Source organism: Desulfofustis glycolicus DSM 9705 (genome assembly GCF_900130015.1).
GTDB lineage: Bacteria > Desulfobacterota > Desulfobulbia > Desulfobulbales > Desulfocapsaceae > Desulfofustis > Desulfofustis glycolicus.
In genome coordinates, this window is the sequence record NZ_FQXS01000007.1 from 13321 (window position 1) to 39646 (window position 26326).

The window sequence follows — 26326 nt, forward strand, 5'->3', positions numbered from 1 at the left end:
TTGATGGCTCAATCCGGCGGTGTATGATACGTTCTCGTTGCCGGCCGGGTCACAGGAAAGCGGCATCAGAAGAATCGCTCCGCCTGGAGAGCCGGCGTTTCGTCGTCAGGAAAATCTATCAGACCCCGTCGTATGAGAGGATCTCCTTGAAGGAATCGGGATTTTCTTTGACATCTTGCTGATACTCTTCAATCGCCTGCTGATAAAGAACGGCGTCCATGTTTTCACTGCCGCGTGCCGGATCATACTGCAGATGACTGGCTGATTTCATGGCCTCCAACGCCGCTTCTCGAGTCAGCGGGTAAAAACCGGAGGTGCGGGCCCGCCACACGCCCATGGTGACGCCTTCGCCGAGATAGTAGGTTTTTCCCGGCTTGAAGTCGAAATAAGCGACCGCGGTGTTTTCACTTGTTACGACGACATAGTGAGGACCGGGAGAGACCGGGGTAACAAAATATGATTGCCCCTGAGTCTCGCCGATAAATGTGCCGTCCAAGTAATGCCAGAAAACGATTGGGCCGCCAAAAAAGGTATCTCGAACAATCACCAGAGTCGCTTGATCAGTTCGTGGTGTCAGATCAGGGGCTTGATCGAGCGAGACCATGCTGGTGGTAGCACAGCCGGATAGCAGAGAGAGCATTAGTACCGTAAAGAGAAGCTTCTTCACCGGACACCTCCTGGTTTTGGGTTTACCAAAAAAGGTTTGAGGAGAGCATCGTCCGTATGCCGCAGGTGCCTATGGCGTTGCTTGCCTCGGTGGGGAACATTTCTTCTCTCTACGATATTCTTCAAGTAAACACAATAAAATACCTGTTCTAACAGGAACCACCGGACTGGTGTTCCCGGTAATGTCTTTAACGTTGCTCCCGAGCGAAGGTGGTGTGTATGACGTCGGCAAGAACGGAATACAGAACGTGATGGATAGTTACTTGTCGGCTAATACCTCAAGGCTGATAAAGACCTCCACGTCTTTGCCGACAATGCCGAGATCGTAGAACTTACCGGTGCCTACACCGTATTGCAGCCGGTCAATGGTGAGGCTGCCATTGAACCCGGCGACCTCTTTGCCCTCGGCGGCCGGGTGATCCTTGATGCCGGCCAGGGTCAACGGGAAGTTCAGATCATGGTCGGCACCTTTCACGGTGAACGTGCCGTTGACCTGGTAGACGCCGTTACCGGCATCGGTGATCGATGTCGAGCGAAAGCTCATCAGCGGGAAGCTGTCGGCATCGAAGAAATCTGCCGACTGCAGATGCTTGTCGCGCTTGGCGACGGCGGTGGTAATGGAATCGACTTGGATGTCGAAGACAAAACTGCTCTCGGCAAGGTTTGCCGGGTCAAAATGAACCTGGCCCGAGAACTCGTCAAAATGTCCACGAACCTTCGAGTAGATGTGATCGACGCTGAAATAGAAATTGGCATGCGGCTTGTCGATCTCCCATTGCCGGGCGGCTGCTATGGCCGCACTGCTTGTGCCGAGCGTGACGATAACGGCGATCAATGTAAAAATCTTATATTTTTTCATGACGATATCCTCATCTTGGGATGTTGGAGAAGGTTTTTCGGTATTGGCAGCGCCAGGTTTCTGCCGTTAGGCAGACGATAAGGTGCGGAAGCCGAAAGGCAAGCCGGTGGGCGATCGTCTCAGCGCCGGTGCACAGCCAAACGACGACTAAGACGAACGGTCAGGTGGGTTACCAGGGTGCCGCCGACTACGCCGGCAACCCAGAGGCGGGGAACAGTTTGACTGAACATTTCACTGACAAAGAGCAGGTGTACCGGCGCCAGCAGCAGGATGCACCAGGCGAGGTACCGATGTATAGTGCGCCAGCGCTGGTAGGCGAGTCGCCACCGCTCCCTGGCCCAGGAATAACCGACCTGACTGACGAGAAGCGCCAGTAGGCCGCCGCCGATCATTTCCGGCCAGAACTTGTAGCCGATCGGGAGATTTTTCAACCCTTCGGGCACAAGGATCAAAAGGGCATGAAGCACGGCGAACAGCACGATCAGCGCGGCGCTTCGCCGGTGCCAGCGCAGCAGCGACGGCGCGCCGAAGGCTTGTTCGAGCGCTTTCGGCCTCAGACCGACAAGCGATTGGGCACAGATCAGGGTAACGGTTAGCAGCCCGCAGATTTTACCGGCCCGGAGCAGCGTCTTGTCCAGGCCGATCTTATACCACATCGTTGTCGATTCGTAGGCGAACGGCAAAGCGATGCCCGTTCCGGCCGCGCCAAGCAGCAAGCCGAGGAGGATCAGTTTGGTGAGCCGGTGATTTCGGACCGTTGATTTCGTCCTATTTCGAGAATCCGTCATCTTGTCATTCTGGTGCTGTTTGGCTGCCTCGTCAAGCCGATACTTGAAACCACGAAAACATAGCTTACTCGACGATAATAGAGCCAAGCCACTTGACCCAGTCGCTGCCTTCCCTGCCGCCGGCCACGAGCCGCACCGGAAAGCCGTGCACGCGGTGAAACTGTCTGCCTTCGAAACGGTACGCGATAAGTGTGTCGTCGGACTGAAGCAGGTAGTCGACGGGAAACCGGGTACGGTAGATGTTGTCGGCGCTGACAAAGATAATGGTCTTGGCATCGGTGTGCAGGCCGGCCAGATTGAGGATGGTTCGGACCGGAACCCCGGTCCAGATTCCGACGTCGGTGAAAAATCCCGGGCACTCGAGGAGTAGGCGGCGCTCAACGGCCTCCATGTCCTGGATGTCGGCAAAGCTCAAGGAGAGTTCCCTCTCGACCTTGCCGGTGACCGCCAGTCGATAGGTGGCCGCATCGATATCGACCGGGGAACCGGTTATGTGGAGGCCGTCGAACAGGGTGTTTCGTTCGAATTCCTGCCCGTGCGCTGTTGTCGCTGCAACAGAAAAGAGACTGAGCAGCAGAATGGCGAGCAGGGTTGCTGCCGGCCGGCAGAAATGGTGTCCTGGCGTGTTCAAGTTCACTTTTTCTCCTCTGACTTAATACCATCACTAACGGTTCCCGGCATCGGCAACGGAAGGCGGATCATCCAGCGAGCGTTATGAGGTGGGGCCGTTCTGCTCCAGTGCGGCCAGTTCCTCCTCGTCAAAACCGAAATGGTGGCCGATCTCATGGAGGAGCGTGTCGTAGATAACGTCGAAAACTTTCATCCCGTCCTCATTTGCCCAGAATTCTATCGGCCCTTGGTAGAGCAGGATCTCATCCGGCAGGGTGCCGCTCATGTCGATGCTACGCTCAGCCAGCGGAAGTCCTCGATAGAGGCCGAGCAGACCGAACTGGGACTCCAAGGCCATGGTCTTCATGGTCTCGCCGTCGGGCCAGTCTTCGATGACGAACAGCACATTATCGACTTTATCGAGCAGCGCTTTCGGCAATGCCTCAAAGACAGATTCGGTCAGTTGTTCAAAATGCTCTCGGTCCATCAAGGTTTTCATTGTCGCCCCAAAGAAGTTAGGCCGCCATCTGCCGGGGATCATCGACGATCAACCCGTCCACACCCATGGCCAGTAGAGACATGGTGTCGATCCGGCCGCCCACCGTGTAGGGGTAGACCCTGGCCCCGAGTCCCTGCAGCATTTCGACCTGGGAGCGACTGACGACCCGGTAGTCGGGGTGCCAGGAAAAGCCGTCAAGCCGGCGAAACCAGTAGAGCAGCCGCTCGTCGGCGGGCAACTCGGAAAGCAGACCGATGGCAAGATTTGCCGACAGGGCGCGAATCCGCGCCAGCACTCGCCAGGCGAAGCTGGAGATGAGCACATCTGCTGCCATCTGTCTCTCGGTTACCATCTCGACAATCTGTCGTTCAACCGCATCGTGCGGTGCTCGCGGCTCGAATGCTTCAGGCTTGATCTCGATGTTGATCAGCACCTTTCCCCCGACGGCATCGAGCACCTGTTCCAGCGACGGCACAGGCTCACCGGCAAAGCGTTCGGCGAACCAGCTACCGGCGTCGAGCCGGCGTAGTTGCGCCATGGTCAGGGTGTTGACACGGCCGCGGCCGTTGGTGGTCCGGTTTACCGTGCTGTCGTGGATAACCACCAGCCGGCGATCGCGAGACAAGGTGACATCGAGTTCAATCATTCCGGCCCCGGCATCGATGGCGGCTCGAAAGGCGGCCAGGGTGTTTTCCGGATAGCGGCTACTCAATCCCCTGTGGGCGATGTAAAGAGGCTTGGTCAGGAACCGTCTGTTCGATACCATTGCTTAACCGTGTTTTTGTCGGTATTTGCCTGGATATTTTCTGCCCGTGACAGATAGTAGTTGCATAAAGTGTAGAGTATATGAAGAATAATAAATAATTCGTCGCTCTTAATCAGGTTAGGGATAGTGCTCTGAGGATTGGTTCAGGCTCAAATCCACTTATCAATTGCAGATGCGCGTTCTGTTCATCATACTGGGGCTTCTTGTTCGATTCAAAGTTTTTCCGGTTTTGGGTCGATATACCGATCGAATGCGTAACGAGCGCCACTATCCCCGTAAGGCAATGACTTCGGCATTGGTGCTGACCAGGCATACCATACCTGTCTGCTTCCTATTACTTCCTGTCTCGAAAGAATGAGGGGCGGCGGATTGATCACGGTACTTCCTTGGTGTAAACACTTCTGTGAGCCGTCTACTGGATTGTATTCCCACAATTTCATAGCAGTCTTAAAAGAGGAGGATAGATACATGAAACAGCAGACAATGCTAGTGTGCGTCCTGGGATGTGCCGTGGTCTTTCTATTCTCATCCGTTAGTCGGTCATCAGCCGCGGCTTCAGTGCCGGCTTCGGGTTCTGCGAAACCGGGTTTTTCCATCGGGCTCGGTACCGGAAAAATGGCCGGAGAAACGGTTTATCAGATCGGTTTTCCAGCAGTTGCTCCAACCGGTGAGCGGTATGCTGGGTATTTCCCGTTTAGTGAGCTGGAATGGCCTCTTGATTTCTGGTTAGCGACGATTGACGGTGTGGCGACCTTAAATGATCGGTGGCGGGCCACGGTGAGCATCAGCAAAAACTTATCTACTCCGCAAAATGACATGAACGATTCGGATTGGCTCACTCCTGCTGATCCAGCGCAGCTTGATGTTTACTCGGAATTTCGTATCAGCAGTTTCGATGTGTTTATTGTCGATGCGGATATTGAGTGGTTTTTTTTCCGGCAGCCGGCAATTTCCCTGTATGTTGGTGCTGGTATGGTCTATCAAAATTTTGATTATGAATCCGAGTTGCTTTATCAATACAGTCCTTCTGGACTTGAAGGGTTTGCCTCCGTCGGCGATGGGCGGACCGGGATTACCTATGAAATGACCTATTCCTTGCCGTATGTCAAAATCGGGGCAGATCTGCAATTGGCTGCCGGGCTGGAAATTCTTGGCAGTTTCGCCTACTCGCCTATTGTCCAAGCTGAAGATAGCGACCACCATCTGCTTCGCGAGTTCGGGGGGAAACGTGCCAGTGGCGATATGGATGGGACAGCCTACCTGGTTGAAGTGAGCGGCCGCTATCTCATTACCCCCGCATTCTTTGTCGAAGCAACATTTAATTATCTCCATATCGAGGTGGATGGCAATCAATACCAGGAGTATGGTATCGGCGTGCCGATTGGCTCATTTCGTCAGGAAGCCGAGAGTACTCAGACGTCTGCGTATGTTACGCTCGGCTATAGCTTTTGACGAATTCATGATTCGGTTAATGCTTGGGCGTACGAGTGTTTCGGTTTCTCTATGATAATCCGCAAAATTCTTGCCCTCTGTTCTCGCGACCACGGCCATTCTGCCATGTACCGCCAGCTCCGGCAGGCGGTTGCAGACTTCACCGCTTCAGGATCGTCGTGGGATGACCTAGTCTCGCACGCTGAGCGCCAGGGCCTTAGCCCGTTGGTCCACAAGCATCTATCCGCACTTGATGTTGAGGTACCGCGTGCCGCCTGGCGTCTCCTGCGTGCCCTCTATCTGCGGAATCGCCACGCCAACAATGTTCGCAATGAAATAGCCTCGGAAATACTTCGAAGTTATCAGGCTGAAAACATCGAAGTCCTGGCGGTCAAGGGAATCGCCTTGAGCAACTGGATCTACAGTGACCCGGCGTTGCGTCCGATGCGAGATATCGATCTGTTGGTAGCTAAGGAAGATTTGCCAGCAGCACAAAAGATTCTCGAAGAATTGGGCTTTCTTGCCGATCAGGAACATCCGCTTCCCAACGATTTCTATCACCTGACCCCGATGCAGAAAGAACTCGATGGCTTGCCGGTCAGTGTTGAAGTGCACCATAACCTTTTGCCGTTTCATGCCACATACCCTCTCTGGCCGCTGGCCCGATCTGCTGGACGATTTCGTACCATTGAGATTGATTATCAGGAGGCTCGAACGCTTTGCCTCGAGGACACTCTATGGTATTTGTGCCTTCATGGCTTTCGGGCTCCGCTGACCTATGAACCATTCAGACTGATCCATGTCGCTGATATGGTCAGTCTTGTTGACTCCTTTTCTGAAGATTTCGACTGGCAGGAAATCGATCGACTCGACACGACGCTGATACATGTTCTGTCTCGCTTTCATTTCCTGACCCCATGGCCGGACCATCTTGTAGAGAAGCTGTGCCTGCCCATCGATCATCCTTCACGTTCGGTAGGTACACCATACAGGGGATGGCCGCAGCAAAGTGTCAAAGACATTGCGTTGATGGATCTGTTCCGTTTTGTTCTTGATACGATCTGGCCCGGCCAGTGGTGGCTGCACGTTTATTATGGCCATCTCTCCGGAGTTTCCTATCTCAAGGCTCGCTGGTTTGAGCATCCGCGATCGATTTGGCGTTGGCTGAAAACTTATGTGGCCGACGCGATGTAAATTTCGCCAGTACATACAGACAGCTGATCGTTTTCCGGTGCCGTATGACTATTGCGGGGGCACCCCCTGTCCCCGCACGGCGTCTTTTGCTGCGATCCATGTCATTGATAATAAAATGATATATCAGTCTTGTCTGGCGTCTTGTCGCATGATCCGGAGAAGACTTTGTTCTGTTCGTCCAGTCTTGGCGGGTCGGTATTTTTTTCCCGATGGTACATGCCGGATGTCAAAATCGGCAGGTACTACATTTCAAAGTACCGAAATACATTGATTTCCTATTATTTGCTGGTATTCTTTCCGGTGAATGAAACCCAAGCAGTACAATCCCCACCCCCCTTATCCAAGAGGAGCACAATGACTGTTGACAACAGCCAGAACAAAGAAGTGAACGAAAGCCCCATCGGTCCTGACCAGCAAGCAGAGGCTGCTGGGCTGGAAAGTCGAGGACGGAGATTAGTTGTTAGAAAAATTGCTGCAGGATCTGCCGCCGTTGCCGGGTTGAGTGTTCTCCCCGGTAAGTGGGTGGCACCGCTTGTCGAATTCGGTACGTTGCCGGCTCACGCCATCACGACGGGTGCTCTGGAAGCAGTAGTCGAGAGAGTCAACCAGGAACTGGAGAAAGCTGAGGAGAAAACGACGACGGATGATCAGGCGGCGACCGACGGTTTCAGTACCAGCAGTGGAACGTACACACACAGCGAGACAATTCCGAAAACCGGCGATATCATGATTGACAGGGTCTTACGGTCGAAGTTCGTATCGCCAAAACTTGGTCCCCAATACGGCCCGACAATGCATATCGTGTTTGACAGTGGCGAGGAAATGTTTGTTCCCGATACGAGTAAACACGTCGATACCGTTCCTGGTAGAGGCTATCGGCCGGGTCGTACTCTGGTAGAGACGCCGACGATGGAGGTTTATGCTGATCCGGGAAGCCGGGCGAGGAGCATTACCATTTACTTTAACGGTTGATCGCTCACGTTTTTTCCCCGTGACTTGATTCGATGGGCCGGTGTCGCCAAAGACACCGGCCTTTTTTTTGACTGTTCGCTTTGATAGCATCAGTTAATTGCAGGACTGATGCTCTATTTCTTCTGGAGCAGGTCGTTTCCGTCGCAGCGGAGCCGCCGGATCGACGATAGCTTGGCCGGATACCGGTGACCATTTTTTCCACCCGATCGCAGCGAAGCATCTTCCTTCCTGGACAAAGGGAGTTATACTAATAACGAAACGATAGAATAGTGGTCTTTCCGGGGGGCCGGCTGTGACTGCAGAGGCGTCGATTTCGGAAGGGGTTCTTTTGCCTCGTTGATATTCACTCCTGCAAGCAATGGTCAGCCAGACCGGCTTTTGTTATGACGAATCTGCCAGTAGGAAAGCGTTCTTCGCAAAAAGAGATCTCCTCGTTCCTGAAAGCTGCCGGCAAAATCAATCCGGCACGTAGCGGCCGGCTCGTTTTTGCGCTTGATGCCACGATGAGCAGGCAGCCGACCTGGGACCGGGCCATGACCATCCAGGCCTCGATGTTTGACGCGGTTGGCAAAACCGGCGGGCTGGCTGTGCAGCTTGTCTATTTCCGTGGTTTTGGCGAATGCCGGGCGTCGAAGTGGGTGATCAACGCCGCTGCCCTGCGCGACCTGATGACCGGCATCGACTGCCGCGGCGGCCACACCCAACTCCTCAAAGTCCTCGGTCATGTCCAGCGTGAAACGCAGAAGGAACGGGTTGCCGCGCTGGTGTTTATCGGTGATGCCCTTGAAGAAGAAGCCGACCAACTCTGCCAGAAAGCCGGAGAAATAGGCCTGCTCGGTGTACGCTGCTTTTTCTTCCAGGAAGGGCGTGATCCTGTCGTCGAGCGGGTTTTTCGTGAAATGGCCCGTTTGACCCGCGGGGCATATTTTCGACTCGGCCCCGATTCCGCCCAGGAACTCGCCGAACTGCTCGCGGCAGTTGCCATCTACGCGAAAGGAGGCCTGCCGGCGCTGGCCGACAGCAGTAGGCGGGAAGCGCGACGGTTATTAACGCAGCTGGGCGGGTGAGCTGTGGTTTCGACAGGTTGATTGCCCTATGATCGTTTATCTCCCCTTGGCGTTGGTCCTGCTGCTCTTCTTGGCCGGCTGGCTCATCCTCTCAACTCCACCGGAAAAAAGCGCCGCCGTGATCGTTTCGCTGCTGCCGTTATCGCTGGTGGGAGTCGGCGTATTGCTGACCCTGCTGGGCCGCGGTGTGATCGGCGTGCCGATGACGCTGATCGGGCTGTCCTGGTGGCAGCGGAAGCGCGCGGTACAACGTGCCGGCGGAGGGAGACGGGGACAGCGATCGCGGGTCCAGACCGGAGCCTTGGACATGGAGTTGGATCATGATACCGGGGATATGGATGGGCAGGTGAGAGGGGGGCAATTTTCCGGCTCACGGCTTTCACAGCTCGGGCGGAAGGATTTAATGACCCTGTACGCCGAGCTGTCAGGTGACGCAGAGAGTCGGGCCGTGCTCGAGGCCTATCTCGATCGGCGTTTTCCAGATTGGCGTGCGGATTCCGGAGGCGGGGGGGGCCACGGAGAAAGCAGTCACGACGAGTTCGAGCAGATGAGCAGGGAGGAGGCCTACCAGATTCTCGGCCTGCAGCCCGGTGCCGGCGAAGAGGAAATCCACCAGGCCTGGCGGCGGATGATGAAAAAAGTGCATCCCGACAGCGGCGGCTCGGCCTTTCTGGCCGCCAAGATCAACGCCGCCAAGGATCTGCTGCTGGGGCGACGATAGCAGGAATCGGGTTGCCGGCACTTGCCGAGGATCGTCGGCGACCTGCGCTGTTACCGCTTTGCCAGCGCATCTTTGAGCACGGCGGCCAGTTCGGTGCGAGAGAACGGTTTCTGGACATAGGTGATGTCGTCGTTGAGGATGCCCTTGTGGGCGATGACGTTGGCGGTGTATCCAGACATGAACACCACGCCAATATGGACACATATGGTACGGATTTCCTTGGCCAGTTCGGCGCCGTTCATCTGCGGCATGATCACGTCGGTGAGCAGCAGATCAATCGTGTCCGCCCGCTTCACCTGTTCCAGGGCCGTCGGAGCCGAGTCGGCGAGCAGGGGGCGATACCCCAGGTCACGGAGGAGTTTGCCGGTCATTTTCAAAATGGCCGGATCGTCTTCGACGACCAGGATCGTTTCCCCGGTTGCCCGCAATGATGAGCGATCCGGCTGCGGTCGTAGCTCCTGTTCGTCAGCAGTGTCCTCGAGCGGGAAATAGAGCCTGAAGGTCGACCCGGCTCCCGGTTCGCTGTAGACGTTGATAAAGCCGTTGTTCTGTTTGACGATGCCGTAAACGGTGGCCAGCCCAAGTCCGGTCCCATCGCCGAGCGGTTTGGTCGTGAAAAACGGCTCGAAGATGGAGTTCATTTGCTCTTTGGTCATGCCGGTGCCGTTATCGGAGACGACGAGCACTGCGAAATCGCCGGGGATAAAGCCGGCATGGTCGGCACAATAGGCTTCATCAAAGGTGCGGCCGGCCGTTTCGATGGTGATGGTGCCGGTGTCATCGATCGCGTCGCGGGCGTTGACACAGAGATTGGTCAGGATCTGGTCGATCTGGACTGGATCGATGGTGATTTTCCGGCGTTCGTGTCCCGGGTGCCAGATCAGTTCGATATTCTCGCCGATCAGCCGGCGCAGCATTTTCAGCGATAGCTCGATGGCCTCGTTGAGATCGATAGATCGCGGTGCAATGGTTTGCCGGCGGGCAAACGCCAGCAGCTGCCGAGTGATGTCGGCCGAACGGCGGGCGGCGTTGAGGATTTCTTCTATCTCTTCATATCCATGATCCGACGGGGCCAGCGTGTCGGCAAGCAGTTCGGCGTTGCCGATGATGACGCCGAGCATGTTATTGTAGTCGTGAGCTACGCCGCCGGCCAACCGGCCGACGGATTCCATCTTCTGAGCCTGGATGAGCTGCTGCTCTAGCGACTTTCGTTCTTGCTCCGATGCGGCAAGCTCCTTCTGTCTATACAGGGTGTGCAGGGCGTAGGCGAGGTCCTGGGCCAATTCGGAAAATAAGTGCATTTCTTCCCGGTCGACGTCGCCGGTCGGAGCTTGGGTCGCGACCAAGTGGCCGAGTAGCAGGCCTTCATGCCGCAGGTGCGCGCACAGCACTTGGCTCTTTCGGCAGTCGGCGCTCGGCGGTAGAAAACAATGGCTGCATTGCGGCGCGTCGTGAAGGATGCGGGACGTGGCATCGGACGACTCTGTGGTCCGGCAGCAGGGCGGGATATCTCCCTGGCTCAGCCTGCTGTTCAGCTGCTCCGTACATTTGGGATCGCCCGTATGGGCCCAGGCACTCAGTGTGCCGTCTTTTGCGAACAATACCAGAAGTGCCGAGCGATAACCGCGACTGCCGGTCAGAACGGCACAGCTTTTCTCGATCAGTTGCACCGGGTCCCGCTCCCGGACGATGAGTTGATTGATATCGCGGATGGCGCGCAGGACGTGATTGAGATGGATGACACTGCGCTGGGCTTGTTGCAGATCGGTGACATCTTCCATGGCACCCATGATGCCGACCACAACCCCGTTATCGTCTCTGATCGGTGCCAGAGAGAGTCTGCCATCGAAGAGGGAGCCATCTTTTTTTCGGCGAATCACTTCGATACCGGAGATGGTGTCACCGGTATCCATTATCCGGCGTAGAGAAGCGAACTCTTCTTCTTTGTCTTCCGGAACGATCGGCAGTGGTTTGCCGAACACCTCGTCTTCGCTCCAGCCGAATAGCCGCTCGGCCGAGTTGTTCCAAGTCAACACCGTGCCGGTTTTATCGATGCTGTAGAGTGCAACCGGGGAACAGGCGACCATGGCGCGCTGATACTCGGTGTTGTCCATCAGTTCTCGAGTCCGCTGAGCGACCTGACGACGCAGCGACCAACTCCACAGGCTGATAATGCCGATAACGAGGAGCAGCGGTACGGCGACTAAGGCAACATACTTGAGCGCGAGAACCGGTGTGGAGCGTTCATAAACGCCCATCCATTTTTCCCTGATCTGCTGGTACTCGCCGCTGTCCTTGATCAGGCGCAGCCCTTCACCGAGATGAGCGAGAAGGGCCTGGTTGATCGGGGCGACGGCATAGCAGTAATCCGGCGACAGAAAGGCCTCGCGGCCAATGGCCAATTCCCGCCAATCATGCCGATCCTTGTAATAGAGTGCGGTCATTCGGGATACAAGAGCGGTGTCGACGGTACCGTCGAGTACCCCGCGCAATGCTTCTTCCTGGCTGCCGAAGACTCGGGTCCGCTCCTCAAGGCCCTGCTGGAGCGCAAATTCGTGCATGATATCGCCATTCTGTACTCCGACTGTCAGCTCCTTGAGCTGCGCTATCGTTTGCGGCGGTTGCCGTCTGTTGCTATGCGAGACGGCTACACTGTGATTGACTGCGTGGGCCGGAGTAAAATCGAATTTAAGGTCGCGTGCCGGCGAATAGAACATGCCCTGCAGTGCATCGATTTCACCGCGATCCAGGGCTTCTCTGATTTCGGGCCAGGGACCGAGGCGAATGGTAATTTCGAGACCGAGCGACTCGGCGATGGTCCGGGACAGATCGACGTTATAGCCGGCCGGCTGGCCGTTTTCGTCGAGGAACTCATACGGAGGGTAATTATGGTCGCCGCCGATAATGATGGTCCGTTGCGGCAATTGGTATCGTGCGAACCATTTGGCATGGAGGCGGTGGTAGGTACTGTCGGCCATGACCAGGGCCAATCCTTCATTGAGCAGGGCCAGCATATCGCGATCACCCTCGTGAACGGCGAAGCAGAAATCCTGGCTGAAATCTTCAACGGGTCGATTGATTATTTTCAGGTTGTCCAGCTTATGTTCCTGGATCAGCCGCAGAGCGACCAGTCGCTGGACAACGACCGCGTCATGCAGACCGGCTGACAGTTCCTGAAGCGCTTGCTCGAAGGTCGGTGCGGTCACAATGACGAAGCCACGATTGTCCCGGCGCAGGAACTCCTCGGCATTATCGCCCTGCATCACGGCCACCTGCTTGCCGCGCAGGTCATTGAGATCGTTGATACCGTCTGTTCCCTCACGAACAACGATAGCGCCGTGCAGCGTCATATAGGGAAAGGTGAAATCAAACAGCGCTTCCCGTTCCGGGGTGCGGCCGACCAGCGGCAATACGTCTACTTCCCCTTTCTCCAGCCAGCCGCGGACCTCATGCCAGGGGCCGGTACGGAAGGTGACCTCCCGGCCCATGACGGCCAGTGCGCTGCGCAGCAACTCGACCGAGAAGCCGTCCGGCAGCCCTTTCCGATCAAGGAGACAGAACGGGGGGTAATCGATTTCCGAAGCGGAGGTGAAGGTCTGTTTGTCGGTGTCACCTCGGTCTTCGGCTGCCACGTCGGTAATGGCAACCAGCAGTGAGCAACAGATGAGCACCAGACCAGCAAGTGTTCGAGACATGATAATTCTTTGCCTGCGGCGATTCATTGCGGTCGATTAAAGATGGCAGTCATTGCTAGTTATCCTCGTCGGTTTCCATCAGTGCCTGGCATTCGGACATCCAGGCGACTGCTTCATCGGCACAGTTGAGTGCCGCGAGGCAATCTGTGTTCAGTGGCGGCGGCTGGCCGACGACGTGTTCAGGGTACCGGAGATAATAGTAGTGATTGGCAAGGTGCACAGCGAGTGCTGCAGAGAAGCTCTTGGCAGGCAATCGGTCGATTTGATGGTGAAAGATGATTGCTTCCATGATGTCTCCGTTAAACCCCCACAGTCCGATGAGATAGGCACCGATGTCGGCATGAGTGGTCTGCAGTTGGCGGGTCTCCACGGTTTCGATCCGGGCTCCTTCTTGTCTGGCGGTTTCGATGATAGCCGCGTAGTCGCCGCCAAGTTGCGACATCAGCAGGAGTCGGCCGATGTCGTGCAGCATGCCGGCGATAAAGGAATTGTTGATCAGATCAAGATTGTCGCTGGCCTCAGTGGCAATCCTTTTGCTGCACTGGGCAACAGCCATGCTATGCTGCCAGAGCGTCGCAAAAGCAGCTTTCTGGCCCGGCGCTTTGAGCTCGGAGAAGATCTGGATGCCCAGTACCAGCACTTTAATGGTATCGAGTCCGAGCAGTTTGACCGCCCGGGCCGGGCTTTCCACCTTCTGGTAGAGTCCGAAAAACGACGAGTTGACCAATTGCAGGAGCTTGGCGGTCATGGCGATGTCCTGCTCGATAATGGCCGCCACGTCGTCAAGGCAGGCCTCGGGGTCTTTCAGAGTGTCCTGGAGTCTGGCATAGACCGACGGCAGGCTCGGTAGGCTACTGATACCGGTGATCAGGTCTTTGAGGTGGCCGTCGGTCAGCTGGTTATGGAGGGCGGCGGCTCGATGCAGCACCTCTTTGAGGCGTTCCGGTTCACAGGGTTTGGCGAGAAGCTGGTGGACGACGGTGACGGTTTTCAATATCGATGTGTCGTCGGCCTGACCGGTCAGCATAATCCTGATCGTATGGGGGTACTGCTGTTGAATGGTGGCAAGCAGTTCGGCGCCGTCCATGCCGGGCATACGCATATCGGAGACGATGACGTCGGCCGGGCGCTCTGCCATCGACTCCAGGGCCTGCTCGCCGTTTTCAGAAAAGCGAAGATCGTAGTCACCACGCAATTGGTGGAGCATTCGTCGGATACCGGCCAGGATGTTCGGCTCGTCGTCGACAAAGAGAATGCTTTTCTTCATGATCGCTCCTGTTGGTGCTGCTGTCTCGGGTGGGTGGTGGGTCAATTTGACTCGCTGGTGCTCTGCTCTCTGATGCGGACCCGAATCGGTTCTTTGACGCCGGATTGTCGGGAAAAGTTGATCAGCCCCTGCAACACCGGCCAAGTAATCTCCTGGCCTTTTGGTGCCAACAGGGTGCCGTTGAGGGCCTCGATGTCATCTTCTACGATCATGCCCACACGCAGCTCTCGAACGCGCAGGGAGGCCACGTGGGAGTGTTCGCTGAGTTGACAGCGGGCCAGTTTGGTGAGGACTTCCGGGTTGTATTCGTCCGGCTGTTGGGCCATTTGACCGATGGCCCGGCCGTGGCTGACGCCTTGGGTGAGCAGCAGGTCATAATCGAAAGCAGCCCTGATGGTCTGGGCGCCCAGGTCCTCATCGCCGTAGTTGGTGTCGCCGTGGTCATAGTGGCAGAACGGTTTTAGTTGATTGCCGATGATCCTGGCGACCCCTTCCATGCGGGGGATGTGTTGTAACAGATCGGTACCGACTCGGGGATGATTGACAAAAAGCCTTCGCTCTTCCGGATCCAGTTCTCGTCCGGCGTAGTGTTTGGCAAGGATTTCGGCGGGTAGGGTAACGCAGCCGATTTGCGACATCAGGACGGCAATTTCCAGCTGCCACAGGTCATCCACCGCCAGGGCACGGCCGATGGTCAGTACCACCGGCCGAATGCGAACGCTGCTGCTGAACGCGGCCGGATTGGTGTAACTGAGAAGCTCAGAGAGGATTTTGATACTGCCGCTCAAGGTTTTATTGAGCAGTTCCCGTTCGGCGGTAACCAGCCGGTATTGACGAAGGGCGAGGGCCAGGGCCGGAACGAGAGTTGGGACGGGGCAGGGTTTGGTGAGGAAGCGAAAGATCTGCCCCTTGTTGACCGCTTCACTGGCCGTTCCCTGATCGGCATTGCCGGTGAGCATCATCCGCACTGTTTCCGGATAGAGCTCTTTGACCATGCCGAGCAACCGTACCCCATCCATTCCCGGCATCCGCATATCGGCGACGATGACCGCGAATGGTCCGTTCTTCTTGCATTTTTCGAGCGCTTCCTGGCCGCTGGTTGCCGTTTCGATGGAAAAACGATTGCGCAGTTGCCGCCGCATCGAGTCGAGGATATTCGATTCGTCGTCGACGAAGAGTATGGTTTCGGTTGTCTGGTTACTGCTGTCCGGCATAGTCATTGAGTCGGGTATGGTTTTATGAAGAGCCAACTTTATACACTATGTGCCATTCGACAAAAAAAGCACAAGGAAAATGTCGATATGCCGATGATTTGACATCAATAGGCAATTGCGCATATGATAGCCGATAATTACAGTGACCTTGTGGCAGTCCCTGGCAAGAACTGCCGACCTCCTCTCATCACGTGTTTTTTCCAGATGGCCGACCAAGGGGTGTAAGGAGCAAAAAGGTTTGAATAGAGATATGCATTCCCTCCAGTTTTATCAGGCGACCCTCGATTCGCTGACAGCAACGATTGCCATTATCGATCGACACGGCACTATTCTGTTTGTCAATCGCTCCTGGCGAGTGTTTGCCAAGCAGAATGGGGCCGATCCGGATCGGGTGTCGGAAGGCTGCAGTTATTTTTCGGTTTGTGCAGCCAGTGCCGCAGAGGGATGCGATGAGGCCCGGTCGTTCATCGAGCAGACGGACTTGATGCTTCGCGGCAAGATACTGGAGTTTGTCCTTGAGTATCCCTGTCACAGCCCGGAGGAGCAGCGTTGGTTTCAGGTGCGAGTGACTCGTTTGACCGAGGATTGGGATAACCGGATCGTCGTTGCCCATGAAGACATCACCTCGATCAAACAAGCTCATAACGAGTTGCAACACCGTGAAATTCTGCTGCACAATATTGTCAATGTCTCACCCAACCTGGTTTTTGTCAAGAATAGTGAAGACCGTTACCTGATTGCCAACAATGCCCTCGCTGCGATGTACGGGGTACGGCCTGAAGCGATGATTGGCCGTGACGACGTGGAATTGATTACCAGTCGTGGGCTGCCGAGTGCTGAGCAGGAGAAGTTTCAACAGGACGACAGGCGTGTCTTTGCCAGTTGCGAACCATTGTTCGTCGACGAGGAATCGTTTACCGATCACTCGGGGGATCTTCGCTGGTTCCGCACCGTCAAGGCGCCGATTGTCATCGATGGCGAGGCGCGCTATCTCGTCGGTATTGCCAACGAGATCACCAGAGACAGGGAGCAGCAACAGATCGTTCGAACTGGACAACTCCGGCTGCAGACCATTCTCAATTCCATCCACCAGGAAGTACTCCTGCTCGACACCGACGAGCGGGTGGTCTGGGCAAACGATCAGGCCTGCACAAAGGCTGGCATGTCGTTTGCTGACTATGTCGGCCGGTCATACGACCACATCTACTGCCGTGATTGCAACGATATCGGGACTTGTCCGGTCCACGAGGTTTTTCTCAGCAGCAGCATGCAGCGCCAGACGTTTGTGACGAACACGGGTGCGACGCTGGCGGTAAGTGTCAGTCCGGTGATCGGGGACGAACAGACTGTGCTTGGAGCTGTCGTGGTGGCTGAAGATATCAGCGAGCGGTTGTCGCTTGAGCACCAATTACGTCAGGCCCAGAAACTGGAGTCGCTCGGTACGTTGGCAGGCGGTATAGCTCATGATTTCAATAATATTCTGACTGCGATCCTGGGCTTTACCGAATTGTGCCTGGACCGGGCGACGGCTGATCCGGCCATGAAAGAGGATCTAGAGGAGGTCTATCAGGCCAGTCTGCGAGCCCGGGAACTGGTTCATCAGATCCTCACCTTCAGCCGGCGGACGGAACAGGAGACCAAGCCGCTCGATATCGCGCTGATCATCAAGGAGGCGGTCAAACTGCTTCGTTCAACGCTGCCGTCGACCATCGAGATCAAGAGCCGTATTGCCCGGGATGTCGGCATGGTCCTGGCCGATCCAACCAGGATTCACCAGATCATGATGAATCTTTGCACCAACGCCGCCCACGCCATGCGCGAGTCCGGAGGGATATTGTCGCTCTCGCTGGATACCTGTGTAGCCGGAGAGAATGGGCGGACGGAACAGCAGTTGTCGTCGGGCCGGAGATATGTCCGCCTGGAGGTCGGCGATACCGGGTGCGGCATGGAGAGCGATCTGCTCCCATTGATCTTCGATCCGTACTTTACGACGAAACAACAGGGAGAGGGGACCGGCCTCGGCTTGGCTGTCGTGCATGGCGTCGTCAGAGATTATGGCGGGGCTATCGATGTCGCCTCCGTCCCGGGCCGCGGATCGACCTTTACCGTTTATCTGCCGCGCGCCGTCGATGAACAGCATGAATTTGAAGATGGGCACATCAAGGGCGAGTTGTACGGCAGAGGTGAGTACCTGCTGGTCGTCGACGATGAACCCGGTCTTACACGATTGGCCAAGAAGTCGCTGGAAGCGGCCGGATATCAGGTATACACTGAAAACGACAGTATCCAGGCCTTGACGCTGATCAGGGAGAAAGGACAGCAGATAGACCTGTTGATCACTGACATGACAATGCCGGGCTTGACCGGAGAGAGGTTGGCATTGGAAACCAGCCGGCTTTTCCCCGCCTTGCCGATCATCTTGGTTAGCGGCAACACTGCCAGACTTCCCGAGTCGCTGGCCGACCACCCGGCCATCGAAGTAGTACCCAAACCGGTCGATCGCAAACAAATAATGACCGTAATCCGCAATCTGCTCACCCGCTCACACCGCAGTTGAGCAAGTAGTGCACTAACATAGCGTCGGTGGCTGGAAGCGGCCTGCCGGCATTTTCAAGGAGTTATGCACGAAATGGAAACCACCATTCTGCTCATTGACGACGACGAATCGATTCGTAAACTCCTCGGTGCCGTGCTGCGCGGGGCAGGCTATCAGGTCTTGGTCGGGGACAGTGTTGCCGAAGGGCGAAGTATCCTGAACCAGCGGCAGGTTGATCTGCTCGTAACCGATATCAATATGCCTGAGGAGTCTGGGTTCGTTTTGATCGACCATGTCAAAAGATACTATCCGCGATTGCCGATCGTCGTTGCCACGGTTATCGACAATATCACCGAAGCACAACAGGTGTTGGAAAGCGGAGTTTACGGCTACCTGGTCAAGCCATTCAACAAAAACCTGGTGCTGATTACAGTGGCCAATGCCCTGCGGCTGCACGAACTGGAAAGTCAGCAGCAGGCATCTCGGTTGGCATTGGAGCACGAACATCGGGCGATTATGGATAACCTGCCGATGGGTTTGCTCGTGCTGGGGCGGGACATGGAACTGGTTGAGGCGAACAAGCGCATGCGCTCCTGGTTCGGACCGCTCAGCGAGCAGTCCGGCCCGGGATCGTTTCTCGCCTTTGTCAAGGGACTGCAGGCCGATTACCTGCCGGCGGCAGTTTCCGGGGTGCTCGGGAGCGGGGAAGGTCGCCGGTTGCAGGCACAACTGGAATTGACGAGGGGGACCCGGATGTTCCAGATTACCGTCGATTTGATTCCAACCGACGCCGCCGGCAATAAGTCAGTGATCATCATGTTCGAGGACCAGACCGAGGCCCTGACCCTGGAGCGTGAACTCCGACAGGCCCAGAAACTCGAGGCGATCGGCCAACTGGCGGCGGGCATCGCTCACGAAATCAATACGCCGGTGCAATACGTCGGCGATAATATCCGCTTCCTTGCCGATTCGTTCACAGCGTTGCTTTCCGTGCTGCAGGGCTATGAGGAGTTTTTTCAGGCAGCGCAAGATATAGAAGCGAAAAATACCTGGCAAGATGCGATCGAATCTCTGCGACAGGACGCAGATCTTGATTTTCTCCGTGAAGAGATTCCCGTTACCGCCCAGCAGAGTCTTGATGGCGTCGGTCGGGTCAGCAATATTGTCCGGGCGATGAAGGAATTCTCCCACCCCGGATCGACAGAGAAGGTGCAGGTCGACATTAACAAGGCATTGCAGAGCACCATTACCGTTTCGCGCAACGAATGGAAGTACGGAGCCGACCTGGAGACCGATTTCACCGATGATCTGCCGCCCGTCTCCTGCCTGCCGGCGGAGTTGAATCAGGTCTTTCTCAACCTGATCGTCAACGCCGCTCATGCCATCGATGCCCGGGTCAAGAACGGCGATTTCGTCAAAGGACGGATTCGCATCAGCACCAGGGTCGAGGAAGGTCAGGCGGTGATCGAAGTTGCCGATAATGGGACCGGCATTCCCGAGTCGATCCGGTACCGCATTTACGACCCGTTTTTCACCACCAAAGGGGTTGGCAAGGGGACCGGGCAGGGACTGGCCATTGCCCGGGATATCGTCGTGGAAAAACATGGCGGGACGATCAATTGCCAGACTCGGGAAGGGGAGGGCACGACCTTTACCATCTCGTTACCGTTGGTTTGACGGTGGGCAGAGGATGACACAGATCGCGGAAAATCAGCAGCGTTCGCGGCGGCGGCAGCTTGTCGGGCGATGCCTGGGTGCTATCGTCCGGCCGCTGCTGAACGCGTTCTGCCTGGTGCTGGTGACGACCGGTTTCGGCCATACCGCCGAACGCAGCGTGCGTGTCGGCATCTACGATAACCCGCCCAAGGTCTTCATCGACGAGTCCGGCCGGCCGGCCGGCATTTTTGTCGACATTATACGCGAAGTTGCCCGCCGGGAGGGGTGGTATCTGTCCTTTATTGACGGCACCTGGGGCGAAGGGCTGGATCGTCTGGCCGCCGGTCGGATCGATCTGATGCCCGATGTCGCACTGACCGCGGAGCGTGACCAGCGGTTCGATTTCCACCGCACGCCGGTCCTCTCCTCCTGGTTTCAGGTCTACGCGCGCCAGGGGAGCGGCATCACCTCGATCGTCGATCTGGACGGCAAGAAAGTGGTGGTCCTCGAACAGTCGGTCCAGGAGCGGGCCTTTGCCGTCCTGGCAGCCGGCTTTGACCTGCAGGTTACGGTGTTGCCGCTGCCCGATTATCGCGCCAGTTTCCAGATGGTCGCCGACGGTCGGGCGGATGCGGCGATCACCAACCGGTTTTTCGGCGTGATGCATGCGGCCGATTACGGTTTACAGGACACGGCGGTGATCTTCAATCCATCCCGGCTCTATTTTGCAACTCCGGACGACAGCAATGGTGATCTGCTGGTCGCCATCGACGATCATCTGGCCGAGATGAAGGGCGATCCGCAATCGGTCTACTATCGCTCGCTGAAACGGTGGACCGCGGAAGAAGCCCGGCTCGGCGTGCCGGATTGGCTGAAAAACGGTCTCATCGGGGTGGGAGCGATCCTGCTGCTGGCCCTGGCCGGAACTGCGGCGATGCGCCGCCAGGTCACCGCGAGAACCAGGGAGATCGCCCGGCGTAGCGAGCAGTTGCAGGTCATGAACCGGATCCTGCGCACGACGGTGTCGCGCCTGGATCTCGACCATGTTATCGAACATGCGCTAAATGGAATTCTGGAGTTGAGCGGCTGCACGGCCGGAGCGTTCTACCTGGTCGATGGAGATACCGGCACATTGCTGCCGGGAAGATCCGTCGGCCTCGACGAGGAGAGCGGCATAGTGGCGCAGCGCTATGCGCAAACGTGTTATCGCCGCGTCGCCGGCGGCAACGGTGCGGAGCCGGTCTTTACCTTTCCGGCGGCCGCGGCGGGACAGGCGAAGGGGCATGCCGGCATCGTCTTCCCGATCATGCTGCATGACCGAGTGGTCGGGCTGCTCTGCGCCCTGTCCGCCGGAAGGCTCGCCCCTGGTATAAACGGTTCGGACATTGCCGAAAATATTTGCGTTGCGGTGGCCCTTGCCCTGGATAATTCGCGCCTCTATGCAACGGTGCGGCAGCACGCGTCGGAGCTGGAAGAACAGGTGACCGAGCGGACCGCCGAACTGGCCGCGGCGATGGAGCAGGCGCGGGCGGCCGACCGGCTGAAGTCGGCTTTTCTCGCCACCATGTCCCATGAACTGCGCACCCCGCTCAACTCGATCATCGGTTTCTCCGGCATCCTGCTGCAGGAGTTGGCCGGACCGCTCAACGATGAACAGCGCAAGCAACTGACCATGGTGCGCGACAGTTCTCGGCATCTGCTCGCCCTGATCAACGACGTGCTTGACATATCCAAGATCGAGGCCGGTCAATTGACCCTCGACCCGGCGACGTTCGACCTGCCCTCCGTCGTCGGCAAGAGTGTTGATAGCGTTGCTCCGCTGGCCCGGCAGAAAGGGCTCGAGCTGCGACGCACGATCGACGGGGATGTCACGACGATCTATACCGATCAGCGACGTTTCGAGCAGATCCTGTTGAACCTGCTCAATAACGCGATAAAGTTCACCGCCGAGGGGTATGTCGAAGTACGCTGCAGCAGTGACGGCGATCAGTATCAAATGGCGGTGTCCGATAGCGGCATCGGCATCAGGGAGGAAGACCTAGCGGAGCTCTTTTTGCCGTTTCACCAGATCGACAGCGGGTTGACGCGTAGTCACGAAGGAACCGGCCTCGGCCTGTCCATCTGTCGCCGACTGGTCGAGCTGATGGGCGGTACCATCGGCGTTACGAGCCATCTGGGTGAAGGGAGTGTCTTTACCGTTCGTCTGCCCAAGCATCCGGGAGGAAACGATGGGTGATCAGCTGCTGGTGATCGAGGACAATGCCAACAATTTCTACTTGATGAAATTTCTCTTGGAGAAGCATGGTTTTTCGGTAATCGGAGCGGACAACGGACGGCTCGGTATCGAACTGGCGTTGGAGCGGCGGCCGCGCGGTATCCTGCTCGACATCCAGCTCCCGGAGATGGACGGCCATGACGTGGCCGCGACCCTGCGGTCGCACCCGGAGCTGGGCAGCATTCCGATTATCGCCGTGACCTCCTATGCGATGGCCGGCGATCGTGAGCGAATTCTTGCGGCCGGGGCCACCGGATATATTGAAAAACCGATCAATCCTGATACTTTTATCAGCGAAATCAAAGAATATCTGTGACGGATCACCGCAGAGAAGGGAGTGCCTGATGCGTATCCTGGTTGTCGATGACCGGCAGGACAGTCGTTATCTGCTTGAAGTATTGTTCAAAGGACACGGGCATCAGGTCCTGACGGCCAGTCATGGCAACGAAGCGCTGGAGAAACTTGCAGGCAGGGATGTCGAGCTGATCATCAGCGATATCCTGATGCCGGTGATGGACGGGTTTCAGCTCTGCCGGCAGGTCAAGAAGGACGAGGCGCTACGTCACATTCCGTTTATATTTTACACCGCTACCTACACCGGACCGCAGGACGAAGCGCTGGCGCTGCAGATCGGTGCCGACCGGTTTCTGCAGAAACCGTGTGAGCCGGACATTCTGCTCGGAGTCGTCGACGATCTTGTTGCCGCCGGCAGCCGAGCCTCGGGGACTGTTCCGGATCCGGCCGATGAGGAAGAGCTGCTCGTTTTGTACAATGAGCGCCTGGTGCGTAAACTCGAACAGAAGATGGTCGAGGCCGAGCGTGAGATCGAGGAGCGCAAAAAAGTGGAGGTGGCGTTGCGCCAGAGTGAACAGCGCCTGGTCGCCGCCCAGCGGCTTGCTGCCATCGGCGATTTCACTTGGGACGTGGACAGCGGGCAGGTGCGGTGGTCGGCATCGTTGTGTGAACTGCTCGGCTACGACCACTTCGTCAATTTCAATTATCGGCAGATAAATGCGACCGTTCATCATCCCGACGATGTCGACCGGGTGTCGCGCTGGCTCAAGCGATGTCTCGACTCCGGGCAGGAGCGGTTGACGCCGCATGAATACCGGGTCATTCGCAAGGACGGGGCGACCCGCTTCGTCCGCACCGTCGGCACTATCGAGAGGAGTAGTGGCAACGGGCCGCAGGTGTTTGCCACCGTTCAGGATATTACCGAGCAGAAGCAGGCCGAGCATCGCTTGCAGGAAGCCTACCAGATCATCAATATGAGTCCGGCCGTGGCTTTTTTGTGGAAAAATGCGCCGGGCTGGCCGGTCGAATTCGTGTCTGACAACGTTGTCGACCTGTTCGGCTACCGTGTTGACGAGTTTTTGTCCGGGAACGTCGTTTACGAAGCGATCATTCACGAAGGCGATCGGGCCCGGGTGGTTCATGAGATGAAACATGTCGAGCAGGATCGGGATATTCAGGAATGCCGGCTGGAACCTTACCGCGTTGTGACCAAAGACGGCGGGATCAAATGGGTGGATGAGCGGAGTCATGTCCGACGGGGGCAAGACGGAGCGGTCACCCACTTTCAGGGCATCGTCATCGACATCACCGAGGCGAGACTTATCGAGGCCCAGCTGCTGCAGGCCCAGAAAATGGAGTCGATCGGCAGGCTGGCCGGCGGCGTGGCCCACGATTACAACAACATGCTCAGTGTCATCATCGGCCACGCCGAACTGGCGCTCGGCAAGGATATCGAAGACGATTCGTTGCGGGACGACCTGCAGGAGATCCTGGCCGCCGCCGGCCGGTCCCGGGACATTACCCGGCAACTGCTGGCCTTTGCCCGCAAGGATGCGATTATTCCCGAGGTCTTCGATCTCAACCAGGGCGTGGCCACCATGCTCAAGGTCCTGCGCCGGCTACTCGGCGAAGACATCGATCTGGTCTGGATGCCCGGCGCGGAATTGTGGCCGGTCAGGATGGACCCGGCCCAACTCGATCAGATTCTGGCCAATCTCTGCGTCAACGCCCGTGATGCAATCGTCGATGTCGGCACCATTACCATCGAGACGAAAAGGGTGACCTTTGACCAGGCGTATTGTGTAGACCACATCGACTTTGTCCCCGGAGATTTCGTGATGCTTGGTGTTGCCGATGACGGCTGCGGCATGGACCGGTCGACGCGGGAGCGGATCTTCGAACCCTTCTTCACCACCAAGGAAACCGGACGCGGGACCGGTCTCGGCCTGGCCACGGTTTACGGTATCGTCAAACAGAACGAAGGATTTATCAACGTCTACAGTGAACCGGGCGAGGGCACCGCCTTCAGGATCTATTTGCCACGCTACCGGGGGGATATGGCCGAGTCCGTCGAAGTGCAAGAGGTGCAGCTGCCGATCGGCGATAAAGAGTTGATCCTGGTGGTCGAGGATGAAGCGGCCATCATGAAATTGACCGAGCGCATCCTCGACTCGCTCAATTATCGGGTGATTACCGCGCAGACCGTGACTGCGGCCCTGAAGTTAATGCAGCGTCATGGTGATGAACTGGCCTTGCTGATCACCGACGTGGTCATGCCGGAAATGAACGGCCGCGATCTGGCCAACCGCCTCCGGTCACAATGTCCGCATCTGACCTGCCTGTTTATGTCCGGGTATACCGCCGATGTGATTGCCCATCGCGGCGTACTGGAGAAAGATGTCCATTTTATCCAGAAGCCGTTTTCCCGGAAGGATCTGGCCTGTGCTGTCCGGCAAGCTCTTGCTGCCCGGTAAATCGGCGGCGGCCAGATTGAGACGGCTCAGCCGTTGGCTTTGGTCCTCGGAAGCAACGTTATGACTGCGACGGCGAGCAGCGGAATGGCCGCCATGGCGGTCAGGACCGGCTTGATGGTGTAGATGTCCGCGAGCTTGCCGATCAGCGGCGTGGTGAGCCCGCCGAGACCGTAGGCAAATCCCATCATCAAGCTGGCTACCATCGACCTTCCCCGCGGGGCCAGAGTCTGGGCCATGGTGACGCCCAGCGGCAGTGGGGCGAGCACGAACCCGCCGGCCACCACCGCGCCCAGGTAGACCCAGGCCCCGCCAACGCCCAAGAGCAGCCAGAGCGCCGGCGGCATCAGCAGAAAGACAAAGAGCAGCACCGGCTTGAAGCCGATGCGGTCGGAGATATGGCCGGAGAGCAGGCCGCTTACCGTGCCGGCGAGCAGGAAGACGGCATAGATGCCGCCGGCGGCGACGACGCTGAAGCCCTGCTGGACGAACAGTACCGGCATAAAAGTCAAAAAAGATTGGCCGACGACGGCCCGCAGGAACATCACCAGCCAGATCAGCGATACCGGTTTCCAGGCATCGCCGAGGCTTTGCTTGATGGCGCCGAGAAAGCCGAAGTCCTTGAGCCCTTCGCTCTGCGGTTGCGGGATGACGACCAGCAGATAACCGATGACCAGCAGGCCGATGATCATCGTGGCCGGCATTGCCGACAGGCCGAAGGTGGCCACGACCCAGGTGATGAACAGTGGTCCGAGCCCGAAGGCCAGTGTGCCGCCGGTATTGAAGATGGACATCGAGAAGCCGGCGTGTCGCCCGGCATAGAGCGGTATCATGCCGGTAACGGACGGGTGGAACATGGCCGAACCGATGGAGCCGACGGTTACACAGAACAGCAGAACCCAGAAATTGGGGGCCAGACCGGAGAGCGGGATAAAGATGACGGCCAGCGATAGACCCGTAAAGATGAAGATCCGGGTCGGATAGCGATCGGCCAGGTAGCCAACCGACGGCTGGATGATAAAGGCCATCATCCGGATGACGCCGGCGATGATGCCGACCTGGGTCAGGGAGAGATCGAGTTTGTCGACAAAAATCGGAAACAGCGGGTTGATGAAAGAGCTGTAGAAATCCCCGGTAAAATGAACCAGGGTCAGGGCAAAGAGGATCTTCAGGTTGGCGGACATCGGTTGGCTTCCCGGTTAATAATGAACAGCGCCACTCGGTTTGTGGGGGGTGTTGTGGGTGGCGACAGCCGCGAACTATAAATCTTTTCACCGCACGTTGCCAGGGGAAACGCTGCGACGAATGCTCCTTGCTATTTTTCTCCATTTACGCCATTACTTCCC

General features: G+C 57.0%; 20 protein-coding genes. 10 read left to right on the forward strand and 10 right to left on the reverse strand.

What is annotated here, in order from left to right:
• Positions 1-118: 118 nt before the first annotated feature.
• The 6 genes from BUC26_RS07365 to BUC26_RS07390 form a co-directional block, all read right to left on the reverse strand.
• The gene (locus tag BUC26_RS07365) at positions 119-667 is read right to left on the reverse strand and encodes a DUF2846 domain-containing protein (protein ID WP_143165942.1); all 549 of its coding nucleotides are present in this window, start codon (positions 665-667) and stop codon (positions 119-121) included.
• 258 nt (positions 668-925) lie between these two features.
• On the reverse strand, positions 926-1525 hold the full coding sequence (locus BUC26_RS07370) for a YceI family protein (protein WP_073374814.1): 600 nt from the start codon (positions 1523-1525) through the stop codon (positions 926-928).
• A 119-nt stretch (positions 1526-1644) separates the two neighbouring features.
• Positions 1645-2313 (reverse strand): ferric reductase-like transmembrane domain-containing protein, encoded by a 669-nt coding sequence (locus BUC26_RS07375; protein WP_073374815.1) that lies wholly within the window; start codon positions 2311-2313, stop codon positions 1645-1647.
• A 64-nt stretch (positions 2314-2377) separates the two neighbouring features.
• Complete coding sequence (locus BUC26_RS07380) at positions 2378-2944, reverse strand: molybdopterin-dependent oxidoreductase (protein WP_161949814.1); 567 nt, start codon at positions 2942-2944, stop codon at positions 2378-2380.
• Between the two features lie 81 nt (positions 2945-3025).
• A complete protein-coding gene (locus BUC26_RS07385; protein ID WP_161949815.1) occupies positions 3026-3421 on the reverse strand; it encodes a metallopeptidase family protein in 396 nt (131 codons plus the stop codon).
• Between the two features lie 16 nt (positions 3422-3437).
• Positions 3438-4187 (reverse strand): glycerophosphodiester phosphodiesterase, encoded by a 750-nt coding sequence (locus tag BUC26_RS07390; RefSeq protein WP_073374818.1) that lies wholly within the window; start codon positions 4185-4187, stop codon positions 3438-3440.
• A gap of 468 nt (positions 4188-4655) precedes the next feature.
• On the opposite strand from BUC26_RS07390, the gene BUC26_RS07395 reads away from it, so the two are divergent.
• The 5 genes from BUC26_RS07395 (at position 4656) to BUC26_RS07415 (ending at position 9572) form a co-directional block, all read left to right on the forward strand.
• A complete protein-coding gene (locus tag BUC26_RS07395; RefSeq protein WP_161949816.1) occupies positions 4656-5639 on the forward strand; it encodes an omptin family outer membrane protease in 984 nt (327 codons plus the stop codon).
• A gap of 51 nt (positions 5640-5690) precedes the next feature.
• Positions 5691-6812 carry a nucleotidyltransferase domain-containing protein gene (locus BUC26_RS07400; RefSeq protein WP_084540523.1) on the forward strand — a complete coding sequence of 374 codons (1122 nt, stop codon included), beginning with the start codon at positions 5691-5693 and terminating at the stop codon, positions 6810-6812.
• A 216-nt stretch (positions 6813-7028) separates the two neighbouring features.
• Positions 7029-7784 carry a hypothetical protein gene (locus BUC26_RS07405; protein WP_143165943.1) on the forward strand — a complete coding sequence of 252 codons (756 nt, stop codon included), beginning with the start codon at positions 7029-7031 and terminating at the stop codon, positions 7782-7784.
• 383 nt (positions 7785-8167) lie between these two features.
• The gene (locus tag BUC26_RS07410) at positions 8168-8851 is read left to right on the forward strand and encodes a vWA domain-containing protein (protein ID WP_073374822.1); all 684 of its coding nucleotides are present in this window, start codon (positions 8168-8170) and stop codon (positions 8849-8851) included.
• A gap of 28 nt (positions 8852-8879) precedes the next feature.
• Positions 8880-9572 carry a DnaJ domain-containing protein gene (locus BUC26_RS07415; RefSeq protein ID WP_073374823.1) on the forward strand — a complete coding sequence of 231 codons (693 nt, stop codon included), beginning with the start codon at positions 8880-8882 and terminating at the stop codon, positions 9570-9572.
• Between the two features lie 50 nt (positions 9573-9622).
• Here the strand turns inward: BUC26_RS07415 and BUC26_RS07420 are convergent, their stop codons facing one another.
• From BUC26_RS07420 to BUC26_RS07430, 3 genes are read right to left on the reverse strand one after another with little or no spacing between them, the layout of a single operon-like run.
• The gene (locus BUC26_RS07420; protein ID WP_161949817.1) at positions 9623-13267 is read right to left on the reverse strand and encodes a transporter substrate-binding domain-containing protein; all 3645 of its coding nucleotides are present in this window, start codon (positions 13265-13267) and stop codon (positions 9623-9625) included.
• A gap of 55 nt (positions 13268-13322) precedes the next feature.
• On the reverse strand, positions 13323-14534 hold the full coding sequence (locus BUC26_RS07425) for a response regulator (protein ID WP_143165944.1): 1212 nt from the start codon (positions 14532-14534) through the stop codon (positions 13323-13325).
• Positions 14535-14575: 41 nt separating this feature from the next.
• On the reverse strand, positions 14576-15748 hold the full coding sequence (locus tag BUC26_RS07430) for a response regulator (protein ID WP_073374825.1): 1173 nt from the start codon (positions 15746-15748) through the stop codon (positions 14576-14578).
• A gap of 238 nt (positions 15749-15986) precedes the next feature.
• Between BUC26_RS07430 and BUC26_RS07435 the strand changes: the two genes are divergently transcribed.
• The 5 genes from BUC26_RS07435 to BUC26_RS07455 all read left to right on the forward strand — a co-directional run bounded on the left by BUC26_RS07435 (position 15987) and on the right by BUC26_RS07455 (position 24983).
• Positions 15987-18305: a hybrid sensor histidine kinase/response regulator gene (locus BUC26_RS07435; RefSeq protein ID WP_143165945.1), complete on the forward strand. Its 2319-nt coding sequence runs from the start codon at positions 15987-15989 to the stop codon at positions 18303-18305.
• Between the two features lie 72 nt (positions 18306-18377).
• Positions 18378-19961, forward strand: coding sequence for a hybrid sensor histidine kinase/response regulator (locus BUC26_RS07440; protein WP_161949818.1), 1584 nt, complete (start codon positions 18378-18380; stop codon positions 19959-19961).
• 13 nt (positions 19962-19974) lie between these two features.
• Complete coding sequence (locus BUC26_RS07445) at positions 19975-22176, forward strand: ATP-binding protein (protein WP_073374830.1); 2202 nt, start codon at positions 19975-19977, stop codon at positions 22174-22176.
• The gene (locus tag BUC26_RS07450) at positions 22169-22531 is read left to right on the forward strand and encodes a response regulator (RefSeq protein ID WP_073374831.1); all 363 of its coding nucleotides are present in this window, start codon (positions 22169-22171) and stop codon (positions 22529-22531) included. The genes BUC26_RS07445 and BUC26_RS07450 overlap by 8 nt, the downstream gene beginning before the upstream one ends.
• 28 nt (positions 22532-22559) lie before the next feature.
• A complete protein-coding gene (locus BUC26_RS07455; RefSeq protein ID WP_073374833.1) occupies positions 22560-24983 on the forward strand; it encodes a response regulator in 2424 nt (807 codons plus the stop codon).
• A 26-nt stretch (positions 24984-25009) separates the two neighbouring features.
• On the opposite strand, the gene BUC26_RS07460 is transcribed toward BUC26_RS07455, so the two are convergent.
• Complete coding sequence (locus tag BUC26_RS07460) at positions 25010-26164, reverse strand: MFS transporter (protein WP_073374835.1); 1155 nt, start codon at positions 26162-26164, stop codon at positions 25010-25012.
• Positions 26165-26326: the final 162 nt, after the last annotated feature.

What these genes read in the sequence shown, in the direction of transcription:
- BUC26_RS07370 (WP_073374814.1), bottom strand. Translation starts at nt 1,525, where the DNA reads ATGAAAAAATATAAGATTTTTACATTGATCGCCGTTATCGTCACGCTC.
- BUC26_RS07375 (WP_073374815.1), bottom strand. Translation starts at nt 2,313, where the DNA reads ATGACGGATTCTCGAAATAGGACGAAATCAACGGTCCGAAATCACCGG.
- BUC26_RS07385 (WP_161949815.1), bottom strand. Translation starts at nt 3,421, where the DNA reads ATGAAAACCTTGATGGACCGAGAGCATTTTGAACAACTGACCGAATCT.
- BUC26_RS07390 (WP_073374818.1), bottom strand. Translation starts at nt 4,187, where the DNA reads ATGGTATCGAACAGACGGTTCCTGACCAAGCCTCTTTACATCGCCCAC.
- BUC26_RS07395 (WP_161949816.1), top strand. Translation starts at nt 4,656, where the DNA reads ATGAAACAGCAGACAATGCTAGTGTGCGTCCTGGGATGTGCCGTGGTC.
- BUC26_RS07400 (WP_084540523.1), top strand. Translation starts at nt 5,691, where the DNA reads ATGATAATCCGCAAAATTCTTGCCCTCTGTTCTCGCGACCACGGCCAT.
- BUC26_RS07405 (WP_143165943.1), top strand. Translation starts at nt 7,029, where the DNA reads ATGCCGGATGTCAAAATCGGCAGGTACTACATTTCAAAGTACCGAAAT.
- BUC26_RS07410 (WP_073374822.1), top strand. Translation starts at nt 8,168, where the DNA reads ATGACGAATCTGCCAGTAGGAAAGCGTTCTTCGCAAAAAGAGATCTCC.
- BUC26_RS07415 (WP_073374823.1), top strand. Translation starts at nt 8,880, where the DNA reads ATGATCGTTTATCTCCCCTTGGCGTTGGTCCTGCTGCTCTTCTTGGCC.
- BUC26_RS07420 (WP_161949817.1), bottom strand. Translation starts at nt 13,267, where the DNA reads ATGTCTCGAACACTTGCTGGTCTGGTGCTCATCTGTTGCTCACTGCTG.
- BUC26_RS07425 (WP_143165944.1), bottom strand. Translation starts at nt 14,534, where the DNA reads ATGAAGAAAAGCATTCTCTTTGTCGACGACGAGCCGAACATCCTGGCC.
- BUC26_RS07430 (WP_073374825.1), bottom strand. Translation starts at nt 15,748, where the DNA reads ATGCCGGACAGCAGTAACCAGACAACCGAAACCATACTCTTCGTCGAC.
- BUC26_RS07440 (WP_161949818.1), top strand. Translation starts at nt 18,378, where the DNA reads ATGGAAACCACCATTCTGCTCATTGACGACGACGAATCGATTCGTAAA.
- BUC26_RS07445 (WP_073374830.1), top strand. Translation starts at nt 19,975, where the DNA reads ATGACACAGATCGCGGAAAATCAGCAGCGTTCGCGGCGGCGGCAGCTT.
- BUC26_RS07450 (WP_073374831.1), top strand. Translation starts at nt 22,169, where the DNA reads ATGGGTGATCAGCTGCTGGTGATCGAGGACAATGCCAACAATTTCTAC.
- BUC26_RS07455 (WP_073374833.1), top strand. Translation starts at nt 22,560, where the DNA reads ATGCGTATCCTGGTTGTCGATGACCGGCAGGACAGTCGTTATCTGCTT.
- BUC26_RS07460 (WP_073374835.1), bottom strand. Translation starts at nt 26,164, where the DNA reads ATGTCCGCCAACCTGAAGATCCTCTTTGCCCTGACCCTGGTTCATTTT.